This window comes from Candidatus Dependentiae bacterium (assembly GCA_020431705.1).
Taxonomy (GTDB): domain Bacteria; phylum Babelota; class Babeliae; order Babelales; family Vermiphilaceae; genus JAGQHQ01.
Window position 1 is genome coordinate 1 of record JAGQHQ010000019.1, and the last position, 15,105, is coordinate 15,105.

Consider the following 15,105-nt stretch of genomic DNA (forward strand, 5'->3'; position numbering starts at 1 on the left):
GAAAACTATATAGCAGCAATCCAAATTGCCGCTATATTCTATACTTTGAGGCATTTATGAATTTTGGGATAGGTTCTAAGTATCATTTCATAAAGTATTTTTGTTGAGGGCCAACATATGTTGGCCCTTATAAGTAATAATTGTATTAGGAAAAATTATGAAACAAACACACTCATTCAAGAACAAAATGCTGTTAGTTGGTATTCTTGCATTATGCATGCACGCAATACCAGCAAATGCTAGTTTTACTTTCGATCCAAGTAATATAAAACATCTGGGAGTAGCAATTGTCACTGGTGTCATATTTGTTACTACACCGGTAGGTGCATATTTTTGGGGAAAAAGTAAGGGAGAATCAAATAGTAAATATGCTTTAGAGAAGAGAAAATTATATAACGAAAATAAGCAAGAAGAAAGAGAGCATGAAAAAATACTTGAGTACTATCGACACCGTGCTGCACAAGAAGAACAAGAAAAACAACGGACAATAAAAATTCAAGAACAGCAAAATCATGCATGGAATAGTATAGTTACTGTGCGGAGAGAATACGGCTTACTTATAGACAGAAAAGAATTTACACAAGAAAATATCCAGCAACTTTCCAAAGCAAAAAGTAACAATGCTACCAAGGGTCTAGAGTTCAATCTTTATGAAGTTATAACTGAATCGATACACACCATCAAAAAAAATGTTCTATTACTTTCAGATAGTAAGCAACAAGAAGCTGTAGACCTTATCACTCAACTTGAGTTATTACGAAGCAAGATACCTAAAACTGTAGTTGAGGAACAAGAAAAACTGTATCTAGAAGAAATGCATAAACGTGTATTGCAACAGGAAGAAAAAAAACAAGCAGAAGAGAAAACAAAGTTATTGACTGCAAAACAAAATACTACAGAACAACAATATAAAAATAGCATAATGGCGCAACAAACATTAGAGAAAATGCACGAAACAATTCACAATACACAAGCTGTTGTATCTGCAGCCATTAACTCTGTACAAGAAAAAGCGATTCAAAGTATACATGATACGGTAAATACAAGTCAGAATATAATTAATCAGCTTCCATATAATTTAGCAGAAAAGTCTGACATTGCTGACCTAAAAAATCAAATTACTTCTAACGAAAAGAACATTACGCGCGAAATTCAAAGAAGTGAAAAAAACACCTCTAATCAACTTACTGACATACAAGATGACTTTAGTGGACGTATTGCTCAAGTAACAAATCATGTAAAACAAGGCAATACTCTGATTGGCAGTACACATAAAAAAGTAGTAGAAATAAACCAGAACATCCAGGAAATTAAAAAAGATCTTTATGAAGAAGAAAACAGAGGTTCAGATAATTCAGTAGACAATAAAACAAAAGACTCTGGACCGTAACCTTTAAATATGAATGAACCAAAAAGTAATTGTTTTTGTTATCTACGATGGCATTAACAACTCAGTGTTTGAAAGCCAAGTACTCGAAACGCTGTTAAAAAAACAACACGAAATACCCTTACACAATATTCATATTATTTCATATGAACACAATAAGCCGAGCGGTACCATTATCACTCGGCTTAACAATTTAGGAATAACATTACATATTTTAAAAAAGAAACGACTCTTTCTCTACCCATTTGTTTCGGGTACTATTCTTTCTTATTCGCTCAAAAAAACACTCTCACAATTTAGTAAGTATGAGTGCATTGCTCGTGGCCCATTTGCAGGCTATATGTGTCTATACGCAATAAAAAATAACTGCTCAAAACTTATTGTTCAAGCTCGTGGATTGTTATCAGAAGAACATAAGTATATACATTCAAATGAAAAAAATGTACTGTTACACCTATTCTATATGTTACGTGCTTGGCAACTTAAAAAATTGGAAAAGTGGATCTATCAAACTCGATTTTCGATACCGTTTTTTCAAATTCACTTTCAACCGTTATCAAAACTATGGCAGGCTAACACAAAGAAAACGGCAGTACATATCGAAGCTGTCAGCCCCGCATTAAAAAAGTATTTAATCAAAACATATAATGCTGACCCAAAAAGAATGAGTATTGCGCAAGACGATATTCCTGAGATTATTCCTACACAGAAGGTACAACGCTGGAGAAACAAAATCCGTACAAAATTAAAAATACACAAAAACGCATATGTATACTGCTATAATGGATCTGCAAAAGCATGGCAATGTCCAGAACTCATTGTTGATTTTTTTGCGCAGCAGTTAAAACATAATACATATGCTTTTTTATTAATTCTTACACAAGACACAGAAATATTTCTAAGCTTACTTCGACAAAAAAACATACCCAAACAAACATATCTAATATTATACATTCCGTATAAAAATATATATCAGTATTTATCTGTTGCTAACGCAGGAATATTGTTTAGAAAAAAACATATTATCAATTGGATATCTCGCCCTACAAAAATACTGGAGTATAATGCAGTTGGTTTGTTATTAATTCATAATAATACAATAGCATACACACGAACTGGTAAAAAATGTTAGTTATTTAGTTCCACCTGAAATCCTAGTTTTTCCAGACTGTTAATATATTCTGGTGATATAATATTTATATCACCAGATATTTTTTGTGAGTATAGTTTTCCACTGTTAATATGTAAACATCCTGTTAAAATATATCTTTTTATTTCATGCATAGTTTTCAGTGCTTGAGCACAATCACCTGTTAATTTGAAACGATGACATCCAATTGTTCCATATGAGCAAATTACCTTTCTATTATTTTCATATGTCCAATTAAAACCATGATCCATAAGAACCATAATAGTTGAATATGAAATATAAATAGGATATGAAAGAGTGGAAATTGGAAGATCTACAGGATTTAGGCTTTTTTGCTTTTTGTTTCTTGATTGAGTAAACACATTGTGCATTTGGATATCAGATAATCCCACACTTTTAAAAATAGAAGAATAATCAATAAATAAACAAATATGCTTAATTAACTCTATAGGCAAAGTATGCAATAAATTACCATCTTTTTGTTTATTTCCCCACAGCAATGTTATATATTTTTTACACATTTCCTTTTTTGATAGCTCAAAAGCATCTACTAACTGAATAAGTTCTTTTTCTCCTTTAGTCAAACAAGAATAGGTTTTCCAGTACTCCTGATTTTTTTTTATTTGATTAATAATTGGTAAAAGCTCAGCGCTATCAACTTCTATACAAAGATTTGTTGGTAATACTTTTTTTAACTCCTTAATTTTTTCTTTTTCCTTACCGATCCTAGAACTCGATGCAATACTTATACTTGCACCCAAATTAAACATAGCATACATTTGGATAGTACATGAAAAGATAGACATCATTGTAAAGAGTAAGACGAGAATAAAAGACTTCATTACTTCTTTCATCATTAAAAAATTAAAATAACACGCATTCTTTTTTAGCTATACCGTGTACTCTAGCAATAGAAAAATTATGATTTTTCTTATCATAGCATGCTTTAACAAATCCATAAAACAATGGACTTGGCGCCCCTAAACGGCTATTGAATTCTGGATGTGCTTGCGTTGCGACAAAGAATGGATGCACCGTTGGTGACAGTTCAATAAATTCCATTAATTTAGTACCATCAGCACGTACATGCTGCCCTGAAAAAAGTATTCCTTTTTCTTCAAGAATATCAATATATTTTGGATTCACTTCATAACGATGCCGATGACGCTCTGAAATTGTTTTTCTTTTATATAAATCATAGACAACACTTTCTCTTTTTATATCAGCTTTATACGCCCCCAAACGCATGGTACCACCATATTGACTATCCTTCAAAATCACTTTCTGCGTAGGCAAAATATCAATAATCGGATATGGTGTTTTTGCATCAATTTCTGTCGTGTTCGCATCAGGCATTCCACACATATTTCGTGCCCATTCAACGACCATTAACTGCATTCCATAGCACAAACCAATAATAGGAATATTATGTTCTCGTGCATACCTGATAGTATTAATTTTTCCTTCAACACCACTACTACCAAAGCCTCCCGGAATAATAATACCATCAAATTCATCAAGTTGATTTAATCCCTGATTGTTATTTTCAGAATTTTGTGCATCAATCCACGTGATATCAACACCCATGCGTGCTTGCGCACCCGCATGCATTAATGCTTGATAAATACTCAAATAACTGTCGGCAATGCAGTAATCTCCAATACTTACATATTTACCAACAACACCAACCTTAATATGCTTTTTCGGCTTCTCAATCACTTCAACTAATTGTTTCCAGCCAGACCAATCTGGTTGTTTTCGTAGCGGTAGACTCAAATGTTTAAGTAACTTTTTACCAATGTCTTGTTCCTCTAAATAAAGCGGCATACGATAAATTGTATCTAAATCTGGCGCGGCAATAATATGTTCAGAAACGATATTAGCAAACGCTTCTATCTTTTTTTTTCTCTCTTTATCGAGTGGTTTTTTTGAACGGCAAATAATAAAATCTGGTAAAATGCCTTCTTGCCCAAGCAGCCGTATTGCTTGCTGAGTTGGTTTTGTTTTCATTTCACCTATGTGGCCAGGAACTGGCAAGTAAGTAACTAAGACCGATGCCGTATAATCAGCACCAAATTCTCTTTCCAAGCTTTTAAATGCAAACAGATAGGGAATATTTTCATAATCACCCACTGTACCGCCAAGTTCAATAATCGCAATATCATAGCCATTACTTACCTGTAAAATTCTGTTTTTTATCTCATCGGTAATATGAGGAATAAACTGTACCGTTTGGCCTAAATAACCACCCGCTCGTTCACGATCAATTACTGCTTTGTAAATTTGACCAGTTGTTATATTATTTCTTTTAGATAGATTTTCATTCAAAAAACGCTCGTACGTACCAAGGTCTTGATCTATTTCTCCACCATCATCTGTTACCCACACTTCACCATGTTCAGTTGGCCGCAACGTACCAGCATCATAATTAACATATGGATCAATCTTAATGAGGGTTGTTTTATACCCATATTCTTTTAAAATTCTTCCAAGTGATGCGGTAGTTACCCCTTTTCCAACTCCAGAAATTACCCCACCAGTAACCATGATAAATCGTGTTTGCATAACATACCTTTATTCTCTTGTTGTATAGTCGTTTAATTAATCATGACTTTTAGTGTAACAAATCCCCTCTCCTTTTTTAAAAAATAATTATTCCCACTTAAGACCAGTTACTATATTATCTATTGAAATACAGATTTACAGATTATAACAACAACCCTGCAATCATTGCAGAGAGTAGATTGGTTAATGCGCCTCCAAGTACTGCATACAGGCCAAGTTCAGTCAACCATTGGCGTTTTTCTGGTACAAGTACACCAATACCACCAACTTGTATACCAATGCATGAAAAATTTGAAAAACCACACAATGCATACGTTAAAATACTCACCGTACGCTCAGAAAGCTCTGGCATATGGACCAACTGTCCATAAGAAACCAATTCATTAACTGCAACCTTAGTTCCTAATAATTTTCCTGCTGCAAAAACTTCTTGCCCAGTAAAACCAAGTAGCATACCAAACGGCGCAAACAAATATGCAAAAATCATATCCAACGTAAGCTCCGGCAAACGGTAAATAACGCCAAAAAAATCTAAAACAAAATTTAATTGGTATGCACCATAACTTAATACATAGTTTGCTAAAGAAAGGAGTGCCAGAAATGAGATCAACATTGCACCAACATTCAGTGCCAAACTCAATCCATCAGATGTCCCTTTCGAAATTGCATCAAATACATTTTTTGATGATGGTTCGAGCATAACATGGGCTTCTTGCTTACCAGGTATTTCTTGTTTTGTTTCTGGTAACAAAATTTTTGCAATCAAAATAGAACCAGGAATTGCCATCACACTTGCTGCCAACATATGTGTAGCTGGCACACCCATTGCAGCAAAAACTGCCATAATAGCACCGCTGATAGTCCCCATACCGCTTACCATAACAACAAACAATTCTGATTTACTCATATTTTTCAAATAATCACGAACTAATAACGGCGCTTCTGTTTGCCCCAAAAAACTATTTGATATCGCACACAACGTTTCTGCACCAGAAGTACCAAGGATCGGCCGAACTACAAAACTAATTGCAGCAACACACGCTTGCACAATCCGCAAATGAAATAATAACGCCATAAATGCACCAAAGAAGATAATAATAGGTAACACCTTCACTGCGAAAATAAAACCCCACGATGTATTAAAATCATTTGCCAAATTACCAAACAAAAATCCTGCGCCATCATCGGCAAATTCGTACAAACGTTTTATAGCTCCAGCAATGCATTGCAAAACAGCTTGTCCTAAACTCGTGCGCAAAACCGTAAACGCAACAACAAATTGCATAGCTAATGCAGTAAAAATCAATCGTATATTAATCTGCATCCTATTTTTTGAAAACAATGCTGCTATAGCCAAAATAGCAACAATACCCGTGACATTTAAATAGCGATTGTGCTCAAGTAAATACGCAAAAAACATTGAACCCCTTTATAATAATTCAACCAATAGTTTAAGAAAAACAACATGAGGGGTAGTATAAATGAAAAAAAACAAATTAAGAAGTAACTAAAAACGATTGTTGCTTACGTTCTTCACGATCCTTATCTCGCAATACCTGTATAATTTCATCAAGCGCGCTGCCAGTCATGACCATATCAAGTTTGTTAAGCGTCATATTAACTTGATGATCAGTTACGCGATTTTGTGGATAATTATAGGTACGCACTTTTTCTGCACGCATACCAGTGCCAACCTGCGCTTTGCGCTTTTTACGCATTTCTGCTTCTTGCTTTTCAATTTGTGCGAGCAACAAGCGAGATTGCAATTGCTTCATCGCTTTTGCTTTATTTTTATGCTGAGAACGCTCATCTTGACAACTGACCACAACACCAGTTGGCACATGTGTGATACGTACTGCAGAATCAGTTGTATTGACATGCTGACCACCAGCACCACTGGCACGAAACACATCGATACGCAAGTCTGCTGGATTAATTTTCATATCAACTTCTTTCGCTTCAGGAAGCACGGCTACTGTTGCTGTTGATGTATGAACGCGACCAGAGCTTTCAGTCGCCGGAACTCGTTGCACACGATGCACACCAGATTCATTTTTTAGGTGACCGTACACATTTTTGCCTTTTATATAAAGAACAACTTCTTTAAAACCACCTAAATCTGTCTGACTTGCACTTTCTATACTTGCTTTCCAGTTTTTGCTTTGTTCAGCATACATGGTATACATTTTAAGCAAATCACCAGCAAATAAAGAAGCCTCCTGACCGCCAGCACCAGCACGAATTTCCAAAAAAACCGAGCGGTCATCATGTTCGTCCGGTGGATACATTAAATCATCAAGAAATTTTTGTTCAGCCTCAAGCTGTTCATTAAGCTCTTGTATATCCTCTTGAAATAGTTGCACCATTTCAGAATCTTGCGCCTCTTCAACCTGTTGCTTAGAATCGGCAATTCTCCGTTCAAGCGCAACAATATCATTGTGTTTTTGTAACACCGGTGTGAGGCGGGCAAGTTCTTTTTGCAAGATTAATCGTTGCTTACTATCTAACTGAGGATCAGCTAATTTTACACCAATTTCATCATGACGACTTTGTATTGTATCCCAATTGAGTGCCATAATAGATCTATTAAAACACGTTATGATTTTTTTGAAAACTTTTTATAACGCTTTTCAAATTTCTCAATACGACCAGCCGTATCAACAAATTTTTGAGCGCCAGTATAAAAAGGATGACACGCTGAGCATAAAGTCACACGCAAATCCGTTTTAGTTGAATGTGTTTCAAATGAGTTTCCACATGCACATCGAGCGGTAATTTCATGTAACACTGGGTGAATATCTTTTTTCATACTGCCTATTCCTAGTTAAATAATATACCTATATCCGCATTCAGTATCACTTAAAAATGATTTTTTGTAAAGAAGTTACAATGCAGAAAGACGAGATACCTCCTGAGCAACCGCACTTTTTACCAGCTGCAAGATACTTTCAATTTTACGGCGATTTCCCTTAAAGATAATACCATCATCCGGATCAAGTATAATTTTTACTCCATATCCTTCTAAATCAACAATTTTACTGCCTTCACTCAAGCTAATAATTGTATTAAATTTTTGCGTTGCTTCAACCATTCCAACAATAATAGAGAACATTTGAGAGGTACCAACCACATTAAACAAGCCAACATTAAGAGTAAATTCATCTGCTGGCTGCTGAGATACCGGCATAATATCAAGCTGATGAAACCCAAAAGCCAGCATAATTGGTGCAGCAATTGTTGTTAAAACGATTACCACAATTGACATAACATATTGGTCTGGAGAAATAATATGCGCACCATTCAAAATAGTTGCGATCACAAGACCCACTTCACCCCGAGCAACCATGGAAGAACCAAATAAATATGACTCAAGAGCTGACCATTGCATATTTTTCTTCTTGCTAAAAATATTCTGCGCATATGTAGCAACAAAACAACCAACGAGCTTAGCAAGAATCGCAACAACCAATAAAAGAATAACAATACCCCACTGCTTCAAAGACAACTGCTGCAAATTAACATGTAGACCAATTGAGCCTAAAAAAAGCGGAAGTAAAACAGCATTAACAAAAGGAGAAATTGATTTTTCTGCCTGATGTCTATGATCACCCAAGCGATGAAACAAGCCTGCAAAATAAGCCCCGGTAATACCAGCAAGACCACCTATTAACTCTGCACCGGCAAAATAAATCAACATAATACCGTTTGCAAAAGATGCTATCATATATGTAGAATGGCGCTTTTTAAGCCAACTAATTATTGGTGGAATAAGGTAAAATCCCACAGAAAAAAGCAAAATAAAAGAAGTAAGCATATATAAAAGCGCTTCTGGTACTGTTTTACAACCATGAGATACGGCGTGAAGTGCAACCGAACAAGCACCACCAAATGTGCCGGATTGAATCAAAATTAAAAAAATCGATAATAAAACAACTGCGGTAATATCATCTATAACCGCGGCGCCAAGTGTTGCTTTAGAGCTTTTTAAGTGCATTTTTTTATACGCAAAAAGCATAGCAACAGGAATAGATACACTTGTTGCTGAGAAAATAAGTCCTAATCCCATTGACTGTACAAGTGTATACCATGAAGGAAATAGCAGAGCAAGCGTCCCAACAGTCCCAGCAATAGGCAATATCGTACCAAGTATACCAGCACCAACAGCAGTTGTACCAACTTTTATGATATCTTTAACATCAGTCTCGTGACCAGCAAGCCATAAAAGATACGAAACAGTCAATACAGAGGAAAGAACAACGATAAAGAAAATAAATAAATCAGAAGATACTAAAGAAAATACATTGCCAGTAGCATTATCAAAAAGATAAATGGGTGAAGTAAAAAAATAAAATCCATTAATATTAAGCAAAGAAGGACCTAATAAAATTCCCGCCACAATCTGCCCTGCGGTAACAGGTAGTCGAAAAAGCCACTTAAATGCTCTACCTATTCCTACAGTCCATAGCAGGATGAACGAAATAAACAAAGCACACTTTGCAACAAAAATTGTGTCAAACCCTGAATTAGGCAATATACCTGCTGGTATAGCTATGGGCTTGCTACGAGCAGCAATTGATGTCACCCATGATAACCCCACAGCTAGATATATAAATCCATTTTGCATAATCTCATGCTCCTTATGTTATTATTCAGTATTCGGCCAACACAGATTAGTATTACTACATCAATTGTAGCGCTTGAATAGATAAAAACCAAGCAGAATAAGACATTTTCATCTAATATTCAACAAAAAATAATTATATAGTCACACCATTGTAAAAAAACCAACTTAAAGTCGCTTACAATCAGCACTGTCTGTCGATAAAGCCTATAAAATATATTGATTTTTTATTATAAAATTTTGTATATTTGAATTAATTAGTGGGGCCTAGAGCCTTACTCGGGCAAAAATGTAATAATACGTGTTTGAAAATACTCAGAAAGCGTTCGTATGCCCTTTAAAAAAGGAAGATTGTAATGAATAGTAAGCAGCTCATGCTATCGATTCTTGTTATTTCGAGTATACTTGTTCCCAACCTCGGGTATTGCACTGACGAAAATACTGCAGATAAGATATTATCTCTTCTTAAAAAAACCCCTACAGCGGCAATCAATATTTTTAAAATACTAACAGCTGTATACGAAACCAAAACAACACTTGATAGCTTTACTACCGTAACATCTAATGTATCAAACAGCATCAATAAAGAGCTGCTTGACTTAAAAAAACACATCATCAAAACGGTTGGAGAAACAGATACACAAATAAAACTTTCTATGGCACTTGACGTTATACCCAAACTTCTTGATATCGTCGAAGGCCTTAATAATATAGGAAAACAATCATCTAGACTTACAAAACTGTTAGGTAAAAATCTTATTCACTATATTCATGAAGAAACCGGACAACTAGCAGTCAGAGCGGCATCACGTATTGATCTAACAATTGCAGATCTTGAATCAGTAATGAAACAAGTAATAAACGAATTAGTCAATCCACTTAAATATGACATCGCACGTATAGGTTCAATACTGCAGTCAACTCCACCGATAGAGCAAGGCTCACGGCAACTTCTACAAATTTTGCAAGAACAACAACAATTATCAAATATAGAATCAAACTCAATCATTGAAAATCAACCTCAACCATCGACATTCAAGGACTTTGATAATCCAACAGATAAAGCCAAACCTAAACTAATTGAACTTCCTGATGCGAAAGCCACTGATGATTAACATACAGAACATAATGGCGGTAGTACTACAACTATATTGGCCATTAAAAATAATAAAAACAAATAAGAAAGGATAGTACATTATGAAAAATATAAAATACCTTACAATCATCAGTATCATTAGTATAAAAATATGCAGTGCCAGCGCATTCAAAGAACAGCTAGACGATATTAGAAGAGAGGTTGGTCATATAATTTTACAACTAAAACAAGTAGAAAAAAAGATAGACATAGATAAAATGCTTGCAACAGAGCAATCAGAAAGCACTATAACCTCCAAAACCATTACACCTCAGAAGGAGGAGGCACCTATTGTAATAGCAACACCTGCGGATAATGAAGATAAATCATCACTAACCGATATCCTTGAATTAACAGAAGAACAACAAGAACCTACTACAGGTACTGAAGGACAAGATATGCCTGATATTTCAGACAAAGATATTGAAGCACCAGTAGCAACTGGTCCAGCTTTAGAACAATCAACCACAGATCAAGACATAGAACCCAGAGATGTAGCAAACGATACTCCAGACACTACTACGATAACTGAAGAACAAGAGGACGTAGCACCAGTATTTACACCAACAGAAACGAATCAAGATCAACAATCTGAAGCACAATCCGATGTAGAGGAAACAGAAACCGATCTCTCACAAGAAAAAATTCAAATGACAGTAAATGAAGAAGTTACAGACCTGCCAAGCGGCGCACCAACTATGCAACAAATTCTCGAAGTCGGCACAATACAAGATGACCAAGAACAAGAACTCAAAATATTGTTACAAGAAAAAGAAAAAGCTTTTCAAGAGAAATTTCCAAGCATAGAGTTTCTTTCACTAGTCGGTGATTTAAATTTATTGCACGCGTATGCCGAAGCAACAAAAAAATACATAAAACTATTTAATGAAGTTGTTAAAAAAGGCGACAAAGAAAGCGCTATACGCTTACAAGCACGAATTGAAGAAACAAAACAAAAGTACAGTAAAACCATTCAAAAAATTAATGAAGAATATAAAACTACTGAATGGTACGGTTTTTATGTAAAAAAGTAAAAAATTATTCTAAATCAAAGCTATCCAAATAATTGGGAATAATAACTGACCAACCAAATCGCTTTTCTATTTTTTTCTTCAACAAACACTCTGCATCAGATTCACCGTGATTGATAAAAACTTTTTCAGGGGATTTTTTAAAGTTTCCCAACCAATCCAACGTTTCATTATAATCAGCATGCGCAGAAAAAACCTCTATAGTTTCTATTTTTGCGTGCACCGGATACCATTTACCATATAGTTTAATTTTTTCCGGTTTACCAAGAAGATATCGCCCTGTTGTTCCTTTTGCCTGAAAACCAGTAAAAACAACAGTATTTTTTTTATCAGAAATAAAATGTTTGAGGTGATCTCTAACTCGTCCACCATTCGCCATACCACTACCAGCAATAATAATCATTGGACCTTTATAGGTATCAATTTCCTTTGACTCTTTAACAGTACGCATATACATAGCAACTTCAAAAATATCACCACATCGATCGGCTGGTAGCTTGTGTTCATCTTTAAATGTACAAAATAAATCAGTAACACTTATAGCCATGGGACTATCCAAAAAAACAGGAATATCTGCAATAATATTTTGTTGTTTTAACTGATACAAGCAATACAAAATAGTTTGTGTTCTACCAACCGCAAATGCCGGTATCACAACAACACCTTTTTTTACCACGGAACGATTAATAATTTTGCCTAATTTTTGTACGGGATCACCTCTTGCATGCAACCTATCCCCATATGTCCCTTCAACAACTAAAAAGTCTGTCTCTGCTATGGGTGGAGGATCTTTCATAACAAGCTGATTTGGACGACCAAGATCACCAGAAAATATAATTGTTTTTTTCCCATCAGATACTACAACAAATGAGGATCCAAGAATATGCCCAGACATAATGAGCTCAACATTTAACGGCCCAATAGTAATGGACACGTTATAATCAACTTCTTGAAAGAAGCTAAGTGATTTTTCTGCATCTTTTACTGTATACAGTGGAAGCGCTGGCCTATGGCGAGAGTAGCCATATTTATTTGCTTTTTTTGCATCTTCTTCTTGTAAAAAACCGGAATCTATCAACAATATTTTTGCCAATTCTTTGGTTGGCTTTGAACAATAAATAGGACCAGAAAAACCGTTTTTAACCAAAAGAGGTATATATCCTGTATGATCTATATGTGCATGAGTAAGAACCATTGCATCAATGGTTGTTGGATCTACTACAAATGGGTCCCAGTTTCGCTGTCTTGCATTTTTGTCACCTTGAAACAAACCGCAATCAACCAGGATTCTTGTTCCATTATACTCAACTAATGTTTTAGAACCAGTAACTTCATCCACACCACCAAGAAACGTTATTTTCATCAACTACCCAAATATATTAAATGGTTAAAAATAAATAATGACACGAAGATGCTTATACTGATCCTTTTTTATTTTTTTCACAAAAGTAATAACTCTGATATAGCGTATATACGAAAAAAGCGTACAAAAAAACAATCACAAAAAACAATAAGATCTTGTTGTTTCACTAACCCTTAGATCATCAGTAAATTTTATTTTTTTCAAAATTACTTGAAATAAAAATCAAAGATGTTCATACTATAAAAATTGAATTTTATATTTTTGTTATGTGGAAATTTAAAAAATGTATATAATCGCTCGGCCTCGATTGGTATCATATTTTTTCTTTATTACATTCATTATTCCAAATCTGGTCTATCCAATGCATACAAACTTGAATAATAGTCAAACAATCTTCTACACTAAAGCAACAAAAACCGTACTACAAAAGACATTTCACGTACTCGAGCGTGGCGAAATTCCTGAAGATATGGAGGACCTTACACCTTCAAGTGCTGGAAGAAAACCAAATTCACCACTATATACAAAAAAAATGTGTATTGATTTAATACAAAATAGAATGAGTGAATATGTCACCCCTTGCTTCGAATCAAAACATCATGCAAGCCTATTCTTAGAGCATGGCACATTACTTACTAATAAAAAATTTGAAAATTGTATTTATACCGATGTTCAAAACCAATATACAGATAAAGATGAAACTAAATTACAAAACTTTTATAAGTATTTAATAACAGCGACTATAAATGCTTTTAATGACATATCAGCAAAAATTGAGACTGCACAGACAACCCCGATAGCAAAATCATCTACACAAGTAGTCACCACAAATCAGTCATCACCCTGGTATATTAGAGCACGAAAAAGAGTAGAAAAAACAGTCGTTCCATATCTACCCGTTACAGCACAAGAAGTGTTTTTTATTGATAAAGAAGTAGATAAGTATATTGCAGACTTACCAAGATTAGTTGAAGAGGAAAAAGAAACAATCTTTCAAGAACAAGCTCAAAAATACGAACAGCTTTGGACACATACTAAACCGCATAAAAAACAAAAAAATTGGCTTGCACTTATCCATCAATATAAAAAACATCAAGATACTATTTTATTTTTTGCAGAGCATCATAAAAGTATTGAGTTATATATGCTTGCAACAGCTTATATAAAAGCTAAATCAATACCACCACTTTTAAGAACAGAAAAACAATCTTGGCTTATACCTACCATGGAGCAATGGGCATTTCAACAATATATAGCTCGTAAAAAAAGAAATTTACAAAAGTCTCAAATTAAAAATATCCAAAAACAAGGTAAGTCATTTACATGTTCTATAGAGTGGAAAATAAACACACATGATGAAGAAAATCGCAGTCGATATGAAGCAATATATGATACAAAAGAAGAAGATACTCCCAAATGTGATAGTAATGTAAAAAAAAAGATCCACTCTAACCCATCGTTTACTTCTCAAAAAGAATCTTCGACCCAAAATACGCCTAAAAAAAAATCCTTCTTTAATAAAAAAAATTATGGGGATAATAAAAAGAGATATACAAAAGACATTCTCAACAATAAAACTCTTTTTGAAAAAAATATCCTCTATGCATCACAAGATTTAAAATATCACAATATGTATCAAGATAAGATATGGTCCTTGATAGCTATTACACATCAAGTGACTTGGTTTACTGATACAATACATGAAAAACAACTAGTTTATGCTACTGCTCCATACATATTTTCTATTTTTGTAAGTAATTGTCAGATGATGTTTAATAATAAGAACCTATCCCAAAATTAAAATCTTGAAATAATTTTGTAAAAAAAGGAAAATCTCGCTGATAAAAAGATGT

12 protein-coding genes are annotated in these 15,105 nt (G+C 34.4%); 5 read left to right on the forward strand and 7 right to left on the reverse strand.

Going from position 1 to position 15,105, the window contains the following annotated elements; translation table 11 throughout:
• Positions 1-157: 157 nt before the first annotated feature.
• Positions 158-1,390: a hypothetical protein gene (locus KC460_04620; GenBank protein MCA9770626.1), complete on the forward strand. Its 1,233-nt coding sequence runs from the start codon at positions 158-160 to the stop codon at positions 1,388-1,390.
• Positions 1,391-1,403: 13 nt separating this feature from the next.
• The gene (locus tag KC460_04625; protein ID MCA9770627.1) at positions 1,404-2,519 is read left to right on the forward strand and encodes a hypothetical protein; all 1,116 of its coding nucleotides are present in this window, start codon (positions 1,404-1,406) and stop codon (positions 2,517-2,519) included.
• Here the strand turns inward: KC460_04625 and KC460_04630 are convergent.
• The 6 genes from KC460_04630 to KC460_04655 all read right to left on the reverse strand — a co-directional run bounded on the left by KC460_04630 (position 2,516) and on the right by KC460_04655 (position 9,726).
• Positions 2,516-3,379 carry a hypothetical protein gene (locus KC460_04630; protein MCA9770628.1) on the reverse strand — a complete coding sequence of 288 codons (864 nt, stop codon included), beginning with the start codon at positions 3,377-3,379 and terminating at the stop codon, positions 2,516-2,518. The two genes, KC460_04625 and KC460_04630, sit on opposite strands and share 4 nt — an antisense overlap.
• A 22-nt stretch (positions 3,380-3,401) precedes the next feature.
• Positions 3,402-5,102: a CTP synthase gene (locus KC460_04635; GenBank protein ID MCA9770629.1), complete on the reverse strand. Its 1,701-nt coding sequence runs from the start codon at positions 5,100-5,102 to the stop codon at positions 3,402-3,404.
• A 142-nt stretch (positions 5,103-5,244) separates the two neighbouring features.
• The gene (locus tag KC460_04640; protein MCA9770630.1) at positions 5,245-6,522 is read right to left on the reverse strand and encodes a NupC/NupG family nucleoside CNT transporter; all 1,278 of its coding nucleotides are present in this window, start codon (positions 6,520-6,522) and stop codon (positions 5,245-5,247) included.
• Positions 6,523-6,598: 76 nt separating this feature from the next.
• Complete coding sequence (gene prfA, locus KC460_04645) at positions 6,599-7,678, reverse strand: peptide chain release factor 1 (protein MCA9770631.1); 1,080 nt, start codon at positions 7,676-7,678, stop codon at positions 6,599-6,601.
• A 20-nt stretch (positions 7,679-7,698) separates the two neighbouring features.
• A complete protein-coding gene (gene rpmE / locus KC460_04650) occupies positions 7,699-7,911 on the reverse strand; it encodes a 50S ribosomal protein L31 (GenBank protein MCA9770632.1) in 213 nt (70 codons plus the stop codon).
• A 75-nt stretch (positions 7,912-7,986) separates the two neighbouring features.
• Complete coding sequence (locus KC460_04655) at positions 7,987-9,726, reverse strand: cation:proton antiporter (protein MCA9770633.1); 1,740 nt, start codon at positions 9,724-9,726, stop codon at positions 7,987-7,989.
• A gap of 353 nt (positions 9,727-10,079) precedes the next feature.
• Between KC460_04655 and KC460_04660 the strand changes: the two genes are divergently transcribed.
• Entirely contained in the window at positions 10,080-10,838 is a 759-nt protein-coding gene (locus KC460_04660) for a hypothetical protein (GenBank protein ID MCA9770634.1), read from the forward strand.
• A gap of 82 nt (positions 10,839-10,920) precedes the next feature.
• Positions 10,921-11,892 (forward strand): hypothetical protein, encoded by a 972-nt coding sequence (locus tag KC460_04665; GenBank protein MCA9770635.1) that lies wholly within the window; start codon positions 10,921-10,923, stop codon positions 11,890-11,892.
• 4 nt (positions 11,893-11,896) lie between these two features.
• Here the strand turns inward: KC460_04665 and KC460_04670 are convergent, their stop codons facing one another.
• Complete coding sequence (locus KC460_04670) at positions 11,897-13,252, reverse strand: MBL fold metallo-hydrolase (GenBank protein ID MCA9770636.1); 1,356 nt, start codon at positions 13,250-13,252, stop codon at positions 11,897-11,899.
• Positions 13,253-13,535: 283 nt separating this feature from the next.
• On the opposite strand from KC460_04670, the gene KC460_04675 reads away from it, so the two are divergent.
• Positions 13,536-15,053 carry a hypothetical protein gene (locus tag KC460_04675; protein MCA9770637.1) on the forward strand — a complete coding sequence of 506 codons (1,518 nt, stop codon included), beginning with the start codon at positions 13,536-13,538 and terminating at the stop codon, positions 15,051-15,053.
• Positions 15,054-15,105 lie beyond the last annotated feature (52 nt).